Origin of the sequence: Lachnoanaerobaculum sanguinis (assembly GCF_033242365.1) — a bacterium.
GTDB lineage: Bacteria > Bacillota > Clostridia > Lachnospirales > Lachnospiraceae > Lachnoanaerobaculum > Lachnoanaerobaculum sanguinis.
The window spans coordinates 12,394-28,170 of the sequence record NZ_BTHK01000003.1 but is presented as its reverse complement, the minus strand read 5'-3'; the positions used below and the strand labels follow the sequence as shown (position 1 = coordinate 28,170).

Below are 15,777 nucleotides of genomic sequence, written 5' to 3'. Positions count from 1 at the left end.
GATAAAATAATATTTTTAGTGAATTATATTAAAAAAGATGGTATTATATTCTATTGTATAAAGCCAAATAACCCTAGGAGGGAATTTAGATGACAGATACTATACTAAGTCTGGAAAATATAAAGAAGAGTTTTGACGGCGAGAATGTTTTAAAGAACATCTCCCTTGATATAGGCAGAGGAGAGTTTATCACTCTTTTGGGTTCAAGTGGTTGCGGAAAAACCACTACGATAAGAATAATTGCAGGGCTTGAGAGTCCGGACAGCGGCAAGGTGATACTTAACGGAAAGGATATCACAGGACTGGCACCGGAAAAAAGGGATGTAAATACGGTATTCCAAAATTATGCTCTCTTTCCACATATGAATGTTGAAAAAAATATAGGCTATGGATTAAGACTGAAAAAGAAGCCTGCCGATGAAATAAAAAAAGAGGTGGAGAAAGCGCTGTCTTTGGTACAGCTGGAGGGCTTTGAAAAAAGAAATCCTACACAGCTTTCAGGTGGTCAAAGACAGAGAGTCGCAATAGCAAGGGCTATTGTAAATAAGCCAAGTGTATTATTGCTTGATGAGCCTCTTGGAGCACTTGATCTGATGCTTAGAAGACAGATGCAGATGGAGTTAAAAAAGCTTCAAAAAGCACTTGGCATTACATTTATATATATAACTCATGACCAGGAAGAGGCTTTAAATATGTCCTCAAGAATAGTTGTTATGAGAGACGGGAATATAGAACAGATAGGTACTCCAAGTGAGGTGTATGACACTCCTGCAACCGCTTTTGTTGCCGAGTTTGTGGGAGGTGCAAATCTCTATAAAAACGAAGGTAAGACATATGCAATACGTTCGGAACATGTAAGGCTTGGAGCAGGTGATTATGACGGTATAGTAATTGAAAACAGTTTTACTGCCGGCCTTTCAAAAGTAAAGGTGAGATTGAAAGATAATCAGGAGATTACTTCTTCACATATGGGAATGAACATCAATTTGAATCCGGGTGATGCAATAAGTATAGGCTGGGATAAAAAAGATATGGTGGAGGTTCAAGGTGAAAAATAAGAAACTTAACAAATATCTGCTAAGAATACCGATATATATTTTTACAACACTTTTTGTAATATTGCCTCTGGCCTATATGGTAATTATCAGCTTTTTGACAAAGGCAAAGACCTGGGGATTTGATTTTACATTTACTTTGGAAAATTATAAAAAAGTATTTGATCCTTTTTATTTGAATATATTTTTGGAATCCGTTAAACTGGCGCTTGCATCAACTGTTTTGGTTACTCTGATAGGATATCCTTTCGGATATTTTATGGGAAGGCTCAGTGAGAGATGGAAGAGAAGAATGATGATGCTTCTTATGATTCCCTTTTGGACCAGCGGTCTTATCAGACTGAACGGTTGGATAATAATATTTAGAAGTAACGGAGTGCTTGATAAACTTTTAATGTTTTTGAGTATAACAAAGACTCCGCTTAAACTGCTGTATACATATCCTGCGGTACTTGTAGGTATGGTATATTTTTTACTGCCGTTTATGATACTTTCAGTGTATTCAAGTGTGGAAAAAATGGATTGGAGCTTAATAGAAGCTTCCAGAGATTTGGGGGCAAGCAGACTCGAATCCTTCCTTACTATTACTCTCAGACTTACAATGCCGGGACTTCTAAGCGGTGTGGTACTTACATTTGTGCCGAGTATGGGACTTTTCTATATCTCAGATATACTTGGTGGAAATAAAATAGTTCTTATCGGAAGTGTTATAGTGGAGCAGCTTACAAAGCTGAGAAATATACCTTTTGCGGCGGCATTGAGTGTGATTTTAATGTTACTTACCATAGTGTTCTTAAGACTTTATAAGAAGGTTTCAGGTACAGGAGAATTGGAGGGATTATTTTGAAAAAGGTATCAAAAGCGGCCGTTATATTTTTGGGGCTGGTAACTGTTTTAAACTATCTTCCCATTATACTCACTGTAGTTTATTCCTTTAATAAATCCAAGCTGACAAGTGTATGGGAAGGATTTTCTCTCGACTGGTATAGGATGCTTTTTAATGACGGTGATATAAAGAAAGCGTTATTAAACAGTATAATACTGGCGGTACTGACATGTATGCTTTCACTTGTAATAGGTGTCAGTGCGGCTCTTGCCATGAGAGGGAAAAAGCTTATTTTTGATGATTTCATCAGCGGTTTTGCATCTCTGCCTATAATGATTCCCGAGATAATTCTCGGAATGGTTTTTATGGCTATATTTTCATATATGAATTTGCCTTTCGGCTTTGTAACCATGACGATTGCACACAGTTCATTCTGTGTACCTTATATATTTTTAATTGTAAGGGCAAGGCTTATGGGAATGGATCTTTCGCTTGAGGAGGCGGCAAGAGACCTGGGGGCAAGTGAGTTTGAAACATTCAGAGATGTAACATTACCATATATTTTGCCGGGAATTGCATCCGGATTATTATTATCATTTGCAATGTCCTTTGATGATGTGGTAATATCTATATTTACGACCGGTCCTTCAGTAAATACTCTTGCAATAAAGATATATACAAAGATGAAGACAGGTATTACTCCTGAAATAAATGCACTCGCAACTGTTATACTGGTGATTACGGTGCTTGTGATATTTATTTCGGAAAGAACAAGGAAAGATTGATTTTGGAGGTAAATTAAATGAAATCTAAAGTATTAGGTTTACTTGGTTTGGGAGCGGCGCTTGCTCTTACAGCATGTGGAGGCGGTTCTAAAGATGCCGCACAGCAAAGTACAGGAGCTGCCACAGACAGCGCTCTTAAGGGGACTACTTTAAATCTGTACACATGGGACGGAATGTTCCCACAAGAGGTTTTGGACGGCTTTACGGAGAAGACCGGAGTTAAGGTAAATTATTCAAATTTTGACCTTGATGAGACAATGCTTGCAAAGCTTGAAGAGACTAAGGGTGGAGATTATGATATTGTTGTTGCAGATGATTATATTATTCAGCTTGCAATAAAGGAAGGACTTGTTAAAGAACTTGATAAGTCAAAGATATCTACATACGGCAATATAAATCCTTTGTTCCAAAGTAAGTTCTATGATCCTGACAATAAGTATACAATGCCTTACGGTGCAGGTATACCTTTGATAGTATATAATCCTGAGACTGTGAAAGTGGATATTCAAGGTTATAACGATCTTTGGAATCCTGAGCTTGCAGGTAATGTAGGTATTATAGGAAACTACAGAGTAATAGACGGTATTACTTTGAAATCTCTCGGATATTCATTTAATACAAATGATCTTACTCAGATACAGGAAGCAGGAGATAAGTTAAAGACTTTGGCGCCAAATATCCGCCTTATAAATGACAATAATCTTCAGGATTATCTCTTAAGCGGTGAAGTCGGAGCGGCATTTATGTATACATCACAGGTAACTCAGGCAATCAAAGCAAACCCTGATTTAAAAGTTGTATATCCTAAAGAAGGACTTGGATTCGGGGTAATGGGAAGCTTTATTCCGTCAAATGCACCGAATGCCGAAGCGGCTTATAAATTCCTTGAGTATATCAATGAGCCTGAAGTGGCTGCAAAGTGCTTTGAGTATATTGGATACTTTGTTACAAACAAGGCTGCTGAAAGCTATGTATCAGATGATTGGAAGGACCTTATAGTATTCCCTGAGGATAAGATTTCACTTATTGAGGGCGGAGAACTGATTGAGAATATCAGTGATGAGGCAAATGAGCTTCACAATAAGCTCTGGGAAGAGTTCAGACAGGAAACAAATTAGGAAATAGATAAGGGGATGCCGTATTTTTCGGCATCCCTCTTTTAAGTTTACATATATTAATCTTCTTCTTCTTCGGCAAGTTCTGTTCCCGGATTTTTCGGCGGGAAAGCGATAGAGAAGATTACGAAACCGATAAATGCAAACACAAGTCCCGGTATGATTGCCTGAGAGAAGTGGATTCCGAAAAGGTATCCCTTGGAAAATTGCTCAAGATAAACCACCACAATTGTTCCGAAAATCAGAGAAGCAATAGTACCGGCTTTTGATGCCTTTGCCCAGTAATGACCCATTACATAGGGGAAGAAAGAGCCGGCGGCACGTAAAGTAAAGCAGAACATCAATATTGATACAATACTCTTTGTATTAAATAATGCAATCAAAAGAGATAAGAATCCGACTATAACCATAGTTATCTTAGTTACATTCATAACTTCAGAGCTCTTTGCATCCGGACGAATATAAATTTTGTAAATATCATTGGCAAATATAGAACCTGCTCCCAAAAGGTCGGAGTCCGAACTTGACATTGTAGCTGAAATTACTCCTGAGAAGAGCAGTCCGCAGACTATGGCAGGCATGGTACGGATAGCAAGAATAGGCAGAGCATATCTTGCGCCAACCGATGCGAAGTCCTTATCCGAGAATTTTCCCATATTAATTAAAGCTAAAACAATAATTCCAAGTATTGTAGGAACAAAAGCATAAATGAAATTAAGCAATGCTGCAAGCCATGCTCCCTGTTTAGCCGCGGTCTCGTTCTTTGCGGCGTAGAAACGGGAAACCGCTTCCTGTCCTACGGAGAATGTTCCTACATACATGATTACAAGTGAAATAATACCGAATAAATCATATCCTGAGAAAAGATTCATTGTTTTAGGCGGAACATTGGTAACAACGGCACTCCATCCACCCGCATAGTTCAGTGCAAAAGGAACTGCGGCAAGCATACCTAAAATAATTAAAAATACCTGAACGAAATCGGTTAATGTTACACTCCAAAGTCCACCCATAATGGAATAAATTGTCACAACAACGGCTACTATAATAACCGAAACTTTATAGCTGATTCCAAGCATAGTTGATAAGATTACGGAAGAAGCTATAAATTGTCCTGCTGTAAGTCCTATAAGAGGAAGCAGCATAATAATTGCCGTAACGAATCCGGATTCCTTGCTATATCGTCTGCGGAAATATTCCGGAACGGTTTTTACTGTAGCGGCACGAAACTTAGGTGCTATAAAAGAAAGAATGGCAAAGGCAATTCCCATTGTAATAATATACCAGGCGGCACTTAAGCCGTATCCAGACATACCGTTTTGAACAACTCCCAGAGAACTTCCGCCTCCTATCTCCGTTGCGGCTAAAGTACCTGCCATTAAAAACGGACCAAGTCGCCTTCCGGCAACCATAAAGTCGGTGTTACTGTTGATTTTAGTTGAGGAGTACCAGCCTATAAAAAGCATGGCAATCAAATAAACTATTACGACAGCTGTTACGATCCAATTTGCACCCATAAAAAACTCCTTTCTGTACAAAACATAGATGCCTTGGAAAGAATTTTCGACAAAGTATTCACGAACATAGTTTTATTCTGCCGAAAATCCATCCGTCAAAGTTGAATAAAACCTTCTGTACTTATTATTTTAATAGAAAAAATAATGTTAAACAAGTAAAAATTGTCCAAAAAACAGATAAATAAAAAAGCGATGTGAAAAATACTTTCACACCGCTAAAATTAATATATTAAATTATCTTCCCTGCATTATAGGATCTGTAGGATCGTATGTTTGGTTTGCAGGAATTGGCTGCTCTATAGCATCCTTCTCAACAGGACCCTTATTTGTAGGATCGTTGTAAATTATAACAGGTGTGTTCATCTTGGTGTTGTAATATACCCAAGCCGCATCACCTGCACGGAGTCTTAAACATCCGTCAGATCTTGCATCATCAATATAGTTGTATGTAGATGCATCAAGTCTGTTTGAATCAGCCTTATCATAGTAGATAAGAGAGTGAATGATATATCCGTCCTTAAATCTTGAAAGGAACTGACAATAGATATTGTCATGCATTATTTTCCATCTGTACTTAACATATGTCTTGAATGTACCCACAGGTGTAGCAGGTCCGTCAGTTGACATGAAAGTCTTGTAAGGAATTATATATCCGTTTGCACCGTCTTTAGCCATGATGTACATGGTCATTGTAGCTTTATTGTACTTAATCTCGTAAGAATCCTGTAATCCCATAACAGGCTCAAGATCTCTTACAACGGCACCTGTATTCTCATCAAGATAATACTTGTATCCGTCTATATACTGCCATCCCTTTTGAGTTGCACCGTCTTTAAAATAGTACTGATCATTATTATAAAATCCCCATCCGGTATAGGCATCTTTTGATGAGTACTGAACCTGACCGTTGGCATCTACATAAGTTCCCTCATAAACAGGAGCTTCCATAAGTACCTTTGTAGGCTCTGTAAACGCTGTTTGCTTGTCCCAAAGTGTAAGCTTAAGAGCTACTATATATCTGTCTGTACCGATAGTACCGAGAGTCTGACCGTTCTTTGCCCAGTCAAGTACAGTTCCGTCATTTAAAACGGCCTTGTAATAAAGGTCGCTTCTTACACCTGTATATCCCTTTACTCTTATCTGAACAGCCTGAACCTTGTTTGCAGGATCTGTTATAGGTGCAGTCTCTTTAGAGTTCATCCATGTAGACCAACCTGAGTTCATGTTGTAAGTTCTGTAGTAATATCTTCCTATACCTGAATGATTGAGGTAAAGCTTGTTAAAACCGTCTTTTGCATAAGCATAAGCACTTGTGTTTGTCTCGGCACCTGAGATCTCCTGATCTGCAGTATTCCAAAGTCCGAAGTGAACCATCTGAGTTTCACCAAGTACAGGCTCGGGATTTGTATTTCCGTTACCTACATTACCAAGACCTGCATTGGCAACTACGCTGTCAAGGTCAAGGTTTTCCGGCATATTTACATTATTAATAGTGGAAGGTATATAATCATTTGTAGATACCACCTCACCTGTAGCTGCAGAAGTTGCAGCCTCTGTGCTTTCAGCTGTCTCAGTCTGAGCTGATGTTTCTACAGCCACCGAGCCGGCTGTGACATTTCTTCTTATTGTTGCTGCAAATACGTTGGATGATAATACTGAAGAAATCATCAATGCTGACGCAAATACAGCTGAAATTCTTTTTAAATGCATATTTCCTCCTAAAAAAGAATACATTAGTAAACTAAAGTCACTATGGTTTAAAATTATAACATATAAATAAATTTTGTTCAATTGATTTAAATATTACATAAATCTTTCATTTGTTAACGAATGTTACATTATATAAAATGTTTGTCCGATTTGATTGCGAAAATCAATATAAAGGGGTTATAATAGTCATTAGTTTATATATTGACGATATAGATAAGTTATATATTAGGAGGCAATATGGAAAAACTTTACTGCAAAGGCGGAGGTTGTACCGCAAAACTGGGAGCGGGAATACTCAGCCATATACTTGAGAGATTGCCAAAGCAAAATTTTGACAAAAATTTAATGGTGGGTTTTGATGCAAAGGATGATGCGGCGGTTTATAAGCTTACTGACGACATTGCATTTGTTCAAACACTTGATTTTTTTCCGCCGATGGTGGAAGATCCTTACACTTTCGGTCAGATAGCGGCAGCAAATGCCTTAAGTGATATATATGCCATGGGCGGTGAGGTAAAGACAGCACTCAATATAGTATGTTTTCCGCAAAGCAGTGATTTAAATATCCTTGGAGAGATAATGCGAGGCGGACTTGAAAAGGTAAAAGAAGCAGGCGGTGTACTTGCAGGCGGACATTCAATAGATGATACAGATGTAAAATACGGTCTCAGTGTTACAGGGATAGTAAATCCTAAGAAGATTTATTCAAATAATACCGGAAAACCCGGAGACAGACTGATACTTACAAAAAGACTTGGAGTGGGAATTATATGTACTGCCGCAAGAATAGGTGAGGCGGATGAGAATACCTTAAATGAAGCTGTTGATTCTATGAGGACTTTAAATAAATATGCCTGTGAAATATCAAAAAAGTATGATATTCATGCATGCACCGATGTAACAGGTTTCGGATTTTTGGGGCATCTTATGGAAATGATGGGTGATGATAAGTCCTGTCAAATTTATGCAAAACAGATTCCGGTATTTGAAGCCGCAAAAGCTTTGGCGGATGAATTCCTCATCACTGCCGGAGGACAGAGAAACAGAAATCATGTCGGTGAAAATGTGATTTTTGAGGATGTTCCTTTTGCTATGGAAGAGATACTGTTTGATCCTCAAACTTCAGGCGGACTTTTGCTTGCTGTTGGAGAAGAGGAGGCAGATGCACTTTTAAATGAATTAAAAGAAGCAGGTATGCCTGCTGCAATAGTAGGAGAAATAAAAGAAAAAGAAAATACAGCTATAAAAGTAGCTTATAAATAGGAGGAAAATATGATTAAAGTAAATGCGATAGGTGATGCATGTCCGATACCGGTGGTTAAGACAAAGAATGCGATAAGAGAACTTGGCGGAAGCGGAGTGGTAGAGGTAAGTGTTGATAATGAGATTGCGGTACAGAATCTTTTAAAGATGGCAAAGCAAAAAGAGTATGAGGCATCTTTTGAGAAAAAGTCAAATACGGAGTATATCGTTACCGTCAATGTAAACGGTGGAGAAGCTTCCGAGGCTAAACCTGTTACAAAGACAGCAGTAAAGTCTGATGAAATAAAATTAAAAGAAACAATTGTTGTAATAGATTCCGATAAGATGGGTGACGGTGATGAAGAGTTCAGTAAGACTCTTTTAAAGGGCTTTATCTATGCTCTCAGTTCACAGGATATACCGCCTGCAAAAATCCTGTTCTACAATACAGGTGTAAGAATTACTACAGAGGGTTCTGCAAGTATTGAAGATTTGAAGGTTTTGGAGAAAGCAGGTGCAAAAATCTATTCATGTGGTGCATGCCTTAACAATTACGGACTTAGTGAGAAGCTTTTAGTAGGTGAGGTGACAAATATGTATGATATTGTAAGTTATCTCATGGAAGCCGATCTTGTAATCAGACCATAATGATTTATCTGGATAATGCCGCCACTACATTCAAAAAACCGATAAATGTAATAGAAGCTATAAACCATGCGCTTACATCCTATGGAAACAGCGGAAGAGGTGCATACAGGGCCGCGCTTGATTCAGGTAGAATGGTCTATGAAACAAGAGAAAAAATTTCAAGATTTTTCGGAAGCGGCGACCCTTCAAAAGTGATTTTTACATCCAATGCTACAGAGAGTTTAAATATCGTATTGTTCGGACTGTTCGGCAGTGGAGATCATGTAATAAGTACGGTAACGGAGCATAACAGCGTGCTCAGACCGCTCTATAAGCTTGAAAAAACCGGGAATATAGGCATTGATTTTATCGGAACAGATGAAAGCGGCAAATTAAAATATGATGAATTTGAAAAGCATATAAAAGAAAATACAAAGGCTATAATTGTAAACCATGTATCAAATGTGTCCGGTGAAATAGCGGATATAGAGTATATCGGAAAAATAGCAAAAAAAAATAACCTGTATTTTATAGTGGATGTATCTCAAAGTGCCGGAAATATCAAGATAGATATGAATAAAACGGGGATAGATATCCTCTGCTTTACAGGTCATAAGGGGCTGTTCGGACCGGGAGGTACAGGCGGTATAGTTATAAATTCCGATATTTTGATAGATACCTTTAAGGTAGGAGGAAGCGGTGTGCAATCCTTTAATAAGGAGCAGCCTGATGAGTATCCTACAAGGCTTGAAGCAGGTACATTAAATATTATGGGTATTGCGGGACTTGGTGCCGGAATTGATTTTATAAATGAAGTCGGAATAACAAATATACATAAAAAAGAGATGTATCTGCTAAAAAGGCTTTATAAGGGTATAAAGGATATAAAGGGAATAAAGTTCTACACTGACTGTTCTGAATTTGAAAAAGAACCGGAGTTTATAAGGCATGGGAGTATTTTGCCGTTAAACATAGACGGAATCCATTCGGGAGATCTGGCCGATTATCTTGGTGAGGACTATGATATAGCGATAAGGGCAGGTGCTCACTGTGCGCCCTTGATGCATAAGGCATTTGGAACAGTGGACGAGGGAATAGCAAGATTTTCGTTCTCATATTTTAATACCGAGGAAGAAATAGATGCCGTTATAAAAGCGATAAAAGAAATAGTGGAAGAATAATGAGAGAAAAAAGTTGGAAATATATAGTGACCTTTCAAACCACCACAGCCGCAATGGCATTTGAAAGTCTGTGTGCAAAAGAAAATGTACCGGGAAGGCTGATACCCGTTCCGAAAGAACTTTCCTCAGGTTGCGGTTTGGCATGGTGTGTTCCTTTTGAGTCGGCGGATTTGATAGATAACTTGATTAAGAAAGAAAATCCTCTGTATGATAAGGCAAGTAAGGTTTGGCATTAAAACTATATAATAAACAGTGTTAAACAAATATGTAAATTATTAACATGTTTAGTCTAAAAAATAGTATGATTTGCTCATAAAAAATAATATTTAGATTGATTTTTGCAAGAAAAAATGATAGTATATAAAAAATAAAAGCTGTAACGATATTTTTTATTAAATATACCAAAGGAAAGTTTACAATTAAACAATGAATATGTAGATATTTGACGCATCAGAGAATATCTGATGCGTATTTAAACCCTTTTTCTTGATATATTTTTAACAATGAGGAATCTAAATATTGATCCTTAGTACATTTCATCTCTAAGAGATGTAAAAATAAATGTCTTTTTTAAGGAGGATTAAAATGAGTGAAAAGACAAAAGTTTCAAATGTAAGTATTGACAATATTTACAAATTGGACGGAAGAGTTCCTGTGGCAAAAGCTATACCTTTCGGACTGCAACATGTTATGGCCATGTTCGTTTCAAACCTGGCTCCGATAGCTATGGTATGCGGCGTTGCAAAGTTGCTTGGAAGCGATGTACCCGGTATCAGCGGAGTTGACCTTGCAAGACTTTTACAAAGTGCTATGTTTATAGCAGGTCTGGGTACATTGATTCAGCTGTATCCGGTATGGAGAATAGGTGCAAGACTGCCGGTAGTAATGGGTGTAAGCTTTACATTTGTTGCAACTTTGACCTACATTGCCTCGAACTTTAATTACCAGACGATGATAGGTGCGGTAATAGTCGGAGGATGTGTAGAGGGTACTCTGGGTTTGACCTACAAATATTGGAAGAAGATAATCTCACCTATAGTTTCGGCAAGTGTTGTTACTACAATCGGATTTTCGTTGCTTGGAGTAGGAGCAAAAAGTTTCGGAGGCGGATATGTTGATGATTTCGGTGCTCCGAAATATATGCTTGTAGGACTTATAACACTTATATCATGTATAATATTCAGTTCACTTGCAAAGGGATTTTGGAAGCAGCTAAACGTAATGTTCGGTCTTATAGTTGGATATATAGCTTCTTTTATATTTGGAATCGTAGATTTTTCACATTTTGCGGAAACAATAAATGAAGTAGGCTTCATAGCATTACCGAGAATATTACCATATAAGCCTATATTCAATATAAGTGCAATTTTATCTATAGTGGTGGTTTTCCTTGTATCCGCGGCAGAGACTATCGGTGATACAACTGCAGTAGTTGCAGGAGGACTTGACAGAGATATTACAGAGAAGGAAGTATCGGGATCGCTTGCATGTGACGGATTTCTAAGTGCCGTATCGGGATTGTTCGGTTGTACTCCTATAACATCATTCTCACAGAATGTAGGGCTTATAGCAATGACAAAGGTGGTAAACAGATTTACTATCATGTTCGGTGCACTTACACTTATTCTTGCAGGTTTGTTCCCACCTATAGGAGCATTTTTCTCAACATTGCCGCAACCTGTACTTGGCGGATGTACGATAATGATGTTCGGTACTATCGTAGTAAGCGGTATGAACATGATCGGAAAATGCGGATTTAACCAAAGAAATACTGTAATTGTAGCATTGGCTATAAGTATAGGGATAGGTTTTACTCAGACACCGGGTATATTTGATTATTTCCCAAAGGTTATAGGAGATATTTTTGCAGGTAACTCGGTGGCAGGCGTGTTTGTACTTTCAATGTTATTAAATTTCGTATTGCCTAAGGATATGGATGTAAAGAAATTGGTAGGTATGCAATAAATGATAATTTCATTAGTCGGTGGTGGTGGAAAAACCACCACCATGTTTTATATAGGGAGATATTTTGCTAAAAGAGGCAAAAAAGTGGTTATAACAACAACAACTCATATAATAAAGCCGGAAGAATATATTGAAATAGATTCTGCAAAAGAGCTTGAAAAAGTTGAGTTTAAGGATGAACCTGTGGTTATAGGAAAAGATGTAGGTGAAAAATTATCATCTCTTGATATAATAGAGGTGAGGGATTTTAATAAATATGCCGATATAGTATTGGTTGAGGCTGACGGAGCAAAGCGTTTACCGATAAAAATTCCAAGAGAAGGGGAACCTGTAATACCTGAAAATACCGATATTTGCATAGTATGTATGGGTATTGACGCTGTCGGAAAAAAGATAAGTGAAAAATGCTTCAGGTATGAAAGAGCTGTTAAGCTTTTCGGATGGGATGAGAATCATGTTCTCAGTACGGAAGATGCCGCAAGGATTCTTACAGATGAGAGGGCGGAGTTTAAAGGTGTAAACAACAGAAAAACTTTATTTATTATAAATAAGGCCGACACTGAAGAAGATGTGAGGAAGGCTTTAGAAGTTGAAAAATATATAAAGATTTTCTGTGAAGCAAACGGTTTTAAAAATTTTAAGGTTTCAATAACATCATATAATAATAACAGAGAGTTTTGTGATTTTGAATTTTTAGCCTAGAGAGAAGGTTTATGATGGATAAAAAAATTTGGATAAGGGGTGCCGGAGATCTGGCAACAGGAATTGCTTTAAGATTGTACAGGTCGGGGTTTGATATAGTAATGTCTGATATTGCCGTACCTACTACGGTAAGAAGAACGGTTGCATTCTCACCTGCCGTTTATACAGGTGAGACAAGTGTTGAAGGTATAACAGGCAAGCTCTGTGAAAATATCTCAATGATTGATACTGTAATTGAGTCGGGATGTATACCTGTGATAGTGGATCCAAGCGGTGAAATCATGAAGGAATATAAGCCCGATATTATAGTGGATGCAATTATCGCAAAGACAAATATAGGTACCAAAATAACCGATGCGGATATTGTAATAGGTGTAGGACCGGGATTTGAGGCCGGAGTTGACTGTCATGCCGTAGTTGAAACCAAAAGAGGACATAATCTCGGCAGAGTACTTTGGAGCGGAAGTGCTTATCCGAATACAGGAGTTCCCGGAAATATAGGCGGATACACTGTGGAAAGAATAATAAGAGCAACTGCAGACGGAGTGTTTAGGGCAAAGGTAAATATCGGAGACTATGTAAAGGCAGGAGACTTGTTGGCATACTGTGATGAAACACCTGTATATGCGAACATTGACGGTATTGTCAGAGGACTTTTACAAGACGGTGTAAAAGTAAAGACAGGAATGAAATCCGGTGATGTGGATCCGAGAGCAGAAAAGGAATATTGCTTCACCGTATCTGATAAGGCAAGTGCCATAGGAGGCGGGGTACTGGAAGCAATACTTAGTAAAATAAGCGGCAGGAGAGCTTGATGGATTTGGTAATTCTGGCTGCCGGAGAAGGTAAAAGATTCGGCGGTGACAAGCTTCTGGCAGATATCAAAGGTGTTAAGCTCTATAAATATATGGAAAAAATATATAAGAGAGCATATGACTTTGATAATAAGATAATAGTAAGTAAGGATACCGAGATTTTAGATTATTATAAAAAGAACGGATTTATAACCATATATAATGATAAGCCCGAGCTTGGAAAATCAAGGTCAATTAAGCTTGCGGTTAGTAAACTTAAAAATATTGAGAATTCAGGAAGTGTATTATTCGGTGTCTGTGATCAGCCCTTATTAAGATCACAGACAATAACAAAGATAATAGATGAATTTCAACAATCGAATAAAACTATAAGTAGTGTAAGATGTAAAAACAGGCTTGGAAACCCATGTATATTTTCCAGTGAGTATTTTGATGAACTGCTTTTACTTGGAGAAGAAGAAGGCGGCAAAAAGCTTATAAAAGCGCATATTTGTGAGGTTTTATTTGTAGATATAGAAAATGAAGACGAACTTTTGGATATTGATACGAAAGAAACTTATTATTATGTACTTGATAAAATACATTGATAAAAATAGAATAGTACAATTCTTATATATATATTGATAATTCAAATAAATATAGGGCATAATTCATATAAAAAACTCTAAAAAAGTTTGACTAAAAATTAATTAGGTGATATCCTTTATATATAAATTGATACTTGAGTTATATTTGAATGTGTTCTTTTAGAAGAAATACATAAAAATATTGATTTAGAGGCCTAATATAAGCTCATAATCGGTTGAGCGTCTCTACCAATTACCGTAATAATTGACTATAGGCCCACAGAAATTGTGGGTGGAGTGAGGTGTTTCCATGCACAATGGAAGACACCTCATATTTTTATTAGGGGAGAATATGATAGTTAAAGGAAATTTGGTGGATTGTACAAAAAAAGGTACGATCAGGATAAGAGAAAATAGTTTTTTAGTAGTTGAAAACGGCGTTATATCAAAAATATATTTGCAAGACGAGCTTCCTGATGCTTTAAAGAATGAGGAGATAGAAGATTACGGAGATTCTTTGATATTACCGGGACTTATAGATATGCATCTTCATGCACCTCAATTTGCCTTCAGAGGGCTTGGAATGGATATGGAACTTTTAGATTGGCTCAATACATATACATTTCCCGAAGAAGCCAAATACAAGGATATAGAATATGCAAAAAAAGCCTATAAAAAATTCGTGGATACATTGTCTAAAAGTTATTCCACAAGAGCGGTAGTATTTGCGACCTTGCATACGGATGCTACAATACTGTTGATGGATATGCTGGAAGAGAGCGGATTGAAATGTTTTGTAGGTAAGGTAAACATGGACAGAAATTCTACAGATGAACTTATTGAAACTACAGAGTCATCTATAGATTCCACAGTTAAATGGCTTGATATCTGTAAAGACAGATATAAGAATATAAAACCGATAATTACTCCAAGATTTATTCCCAGTTGCAGTGATGAACTGATGAAAGAACTTGGAAAGATTAGGGGAGATACTTACGGCTTACAGTCACATCTATCGGAAAATCTGAAAGAAGTCGAATGGGTAAGGGAGCTTTGTCCGGACTCGGACGGATACCTTGATGCTTACAATAAAAGAGGTAATCTGAATAAAAGTAAGGTAGACACGGTTATGGCACATTGTGTATACTCTGATGATAAGGAGATTGAACTTTTAAAGGAGAAGAATGTGTATGTAGCTCATTGTCCACAGTCAAATATATGTCTGTCATCGGGAATAGCACCTATAAGGAAATTTCTTGATAATGGTATAAAAGTAGGGCTTGGAAGTGATATAGCGGCGGGATACTCGCTGAATATATTAAACCAGGCGGTAGAAGCAATAGGGCTTTCAAAGCTTTATTGGAGATATATAGATAAAAATTCAAAACCTTTGGAGCTTGCCGAGGCATTTGCTGTGGCAACAAGAATCCCCGGAAGTTACTTTGGAAAGGTGGGAGCCTTTGAAGAAGGGTTTGAAGCGGATATGCTTGTAATAAATGATGAGGAATTGAATAAGGATATTGATGATATAAGAAAGAGATTTGAAAGATTCTTATATCTGTCGGATGAATGCTCATTGAGAGCAAAATATGTATCCGGACAAAAAACAGTTACTTTTTAATTTTATATTTTTATCAACTTATAAGGACGAGAAAGGTATATAAATTAAAT

The 15,777-nt window shown here is 37.4% G+C and carries 15 protein-coding genes and 1 riboswitch; of the genes, 13 read left to right on the top strand and 2 right to left on the bottom strand.

The genetic code is table 11. From position 1 onward, the window contains the following. The first annotated feature begins 89 nt into the window (after positions 1 to 89). The 4 genes from SBH76_RS02445 to SBH76_RS02430 are packed head-to-tail and all read left to right on the top strand — an operon-like array spanning position 90 to position 3,784. Entirely contained in the window at positions 90 to 1,058 is a 969-nt protein-coding gene (locus SBH76_RS02445) for an ABC transporter ATP-binding protein (RefSeq protein ID WP_317976668.1), read from the top strand. Then, complete coding sequence (locus tag SBH76_RS02440; RefSeq protein ID WP_317976667.1) at positions 1,048 to 1,902, top strand: ABC transporter permease; 855 nt, start codon at positions 1,048 to 1,050, stop codon at positions 1,900 to 1,902. Before SBH76_RS02445 ends, SBH76_RS02440 begins: the two co-directional genes overlap by 11 nt. Beyond that, the gene (locus SBH76_RS02435) at positions 1,899 to 2,666 is read left to right on the top strand and encodes an ABC transporter permease (protein ID WP_317976666.1); all 768 of its coding nucleotides are present in this window, start codon (positions 1,899 to 1,901) and stop codon (positions 2,664 to 2,666) included. The genes SBH76_RS02440 and SBH76_RS02435 overlap by 4 nt, the downstream gene beginning before the upstream one ends. A 17-nt stretch (positions 2,667 to 2,683) precedes the next feature. Next, the gene (locus tag SBH76_RS02430) at positions 2,684 to 3,784 is read left to right on the top strand and encodes a polyamine ABC transporter substrate-binding protein (protein WP_317976665.1); all 1,101 of its coding nucleotides are present in this window, start codon (positions 2,684 to 2,686) and stop codon (positions 3,782 to 3,784) included. Between the two features lie 56 nt (positions 3,785 to 3,840). Here SBH76_RS02430 and SBH76_RS02425 read toward each other — a convergent pair whose 3' ends face one another. Then, entirely contained in the window at positions 3,841 to 5,298 is a 1,458-nt protein-coding gene (locus tag SBH76_RS02425; protein WP_317976664.1) for a sodium:solute symporter family protein, read from the bottom strand. Between the two features lie 234 nt (positions 5,299 to 5,532). Continuing rightward, a complete protein-coding gene (locus tag SBH76_RS02420) occupies positions 5,533 to 7,008 on the bottom strand; it encodes a L,D-transpeptidase family protein (protein WP_317976663.1) in 1,476 nt (491 codons plus the stop codon). A gap of 237 nt (positions 7,009 to 7,245) precedes the next feature. On the opposite strand from SBH76_RS02420, the gene selD reads away from it, so the two are divergent. The 9 genes from selD (at position 7,246) to SBH76_RS02375 (ending at position 15,727) form a co-directional block, all read left to right on the top strand. Continuing rightward, the gene (gene selD / locus SBH76_RS02415) at positions 7,246 to 8,271 is read left to right on the top strand and encodes a selenide, water dikinase SelD (RefSeq protein WP_317976662.1); all 1,026 of its coding nucleotides are present in this window, start codon (positions 7,246 to 7,248) and stop codon (positions 8,269 to 8,271) included. Positions 8,272 to 8,280: 9 nt separating this feature from the next. Further along, positions 8,281 to 8,898, top strand: a complete 618-nt coding sequence (yedF, locus tag SBH76_RS02410) for a sulfurtransferase-like selenium metabolism protein YedF (RefSeq protein WP_317976661.1) — start codon at positions 8,281 to 8,283, stop codon at positions 8,896 to 8,898. Next, positions 8,898 to 10,058: an aminotransferase class V-fold PLP-dependent enzyme gene (locus SBH76_RS02405; RefSeq protein ID WP_317976660.1), complete on the top strand. Its 1,161-nt coding sequence runs from the start codon at positions 8,898 to 8,900 to the stop codon at positions 10,056 to 10,058. The genes yedF and SBH76_RS02405 overlap by 1 nt, the downstream gene beginning before the upstream one ends. Continuing rightward, the gene (locus SBH76_RS02400) at positions 10,058 to 10,294 is read left to right on the top strand and encodes a putative Se/S carrier protein (protein ID WP_007593434.1); all 237 of its coding nucleotides are present in this window, start codon (positions 10,058 to 10,060) and stop codon (positions 10,292 to 10,294) included. The genes SBH76_RS02405 and SBH76_RS02400 overlap by 1 nt, the downstream gene beginning before the upstream one ends. 349 nt (positions 10,295 to 10,643) lie before the next feature. Further along, positions 10,644 to 12,023, top strand: coding sequence for a uracil-xanthine permease family protein (locus SBH76_RS02395; protein ID WP_317976659.1), 1,380 nt, complete (start codon positions 10,644 to 10,646; stop codon positions 12,021 to 12,023). Continuing rightward, entirely contained in the window at positions 12,024 to 12,725 is a 702-nt protein-coding gene (gene yqeC / locus SBH76_RS02390; protein ID WP_317976658.1) for a selenium cofactor biosynthesis protein YqeC, read from the top strand. It abuts the gene before it with no gap. Positions 12,726 to 12,739: 14 nt separating this feature from the next. Next, entirely contained in the window at positions 12,740 to 13,540 is an 801-nt protein-coding gene (yqeB, locus tag SBH76_RS02385) for a selenium-dependent molybdenum cofactor biosynthesis protein YqeB (RefSeq protein WP_317976657.1), read from the top strand. Beyond that, positions 13,540 to 14,127: a nucleotidyltransferase family protein gene (locus tag SBH76_RS02380; RefSeq protein WP_317976656.1), complete on the top strand. Its 588-nt coding sequence runs from the start codon at positions 13,540 to 13,542 to the stop codon at positions 14,125 to 14,127. The genes yqeB and SBH76_RS02380 overlap by 1 nt, the downstream gene beginning before the upstream one ends. Positions 14,128 to 14,301: 174 nt before the next feature. After that, positions 14,302 to 14,398: riboswitch (purine riboswitch) on the top strand. 60 nt (positions 14,399 to 14,458) lie between these two features. After that, entirely contained in the window at positions 14,459 to 15,727 is a 1,269-nt protein-coding gene (locus tag SBH76_RS02375; protein WP_317976655.1) for an amidohydrolase family protein, read from the top strand. Positions 15,728 to 15,777: the final 50 nt, after the last annotated feature.

What these genes read in the sequence shown, in the direction of transcription:
- SBH76_RS02430 (WP_317976665.1), top strand. Translation starts at nt 2,684, where the DNA reads ATGAAATCTAAAGTATTAGGTTTACTTGGTTTGGGAGCGGCGCTTGCT.
- SBH76_RS02400 (WP_007593434.1), top strand. Translation starts at nt 10,058, where the DNA reads ATGAGAGAAAAAAGTTGGAAATATATAGTGACCTTTCAAACCACCACA.
- yedF (WP_317976661.1), top strand. Translation starts at nt 8,281, where the DNA reads ATGATTAAAGTAAATGCGATAGGTGATGCATGTCCGATACCGGTGGTT.
- SBH76_RS02395 (WP_317976659.1), top strand. Translation starts at nt 10,644, where the DNA reads ATGAGTGAAAAGACAAAAGTTTCAAATGTAAGTATTGACAATATTTAC.
- SBH76_RS02380 (WP_317976656.1), top strand. Translation starts at nt 13,540, where the DNA reads ATGGATTTGGTAATTCTGGCTGCCGGAGAAGGTAAAAGATTCGGCGGT.
- yqeB (WP_317976657.1), top strand. Translation starts at nt 12,740, where the DNA reads ATGGATAAAAAAATTTGGATAAGGGGTGCCGGAGATCTGGCAACAGGA.
- yqeC (WP_317976658.1), top strand. Translation starts at nt 12,024, where the DNA reads ATGATAATTTCATTAGTCGGTGGTGGTGGAAAAACCACCACCATGTTT.
- SBH76_RS02420 (WP_317976663.1), bottom strand. Translation starts at nt 7,008, where the DNA reads ATGCATTTAAAAAGAATTTCAGCTGTATTTGCGTCAGCATTGATGATT.
- selD (WP_317976662.1), top strand. Translation starts at nt 7,246, where the DNA reads ATGGAAAAACTTTACTGCAAAGGCGGAGGTTGTACCGCAAAACTGGGA.
- SBH76_RS02405 (WP_317976660.1), top strand. Translation starts at nt 8,898, where the DNA reads ATGATTTATCTGGATAATGCCGCCACTACATTCAAAAAACCGATAAAT.
- SBH76_RS02425 (WP_317976664.1), bottom strand. Translation starts at nt 5,298, where the DNA reads ATGGGTGCAAATTGGATCGTAACAGCTGTCGTAATAGTTTATTTGATT.
- SBH76_RS02445 (WP_317976668.1), top strand. Translation starts at nt 90, where the DNA reads ATGACAGATACTATACTAAGTCTGGAAAATATAAAGAAGAGTTTTGAC.
- SBH76_RS02375 (WP_317976655.1), top strand. Translation starts at nt 14,459, where the DNA reads ATGATAGTTAAAGGAAATTTGGTGGATTGTACAAAAAAAGGTACGATC.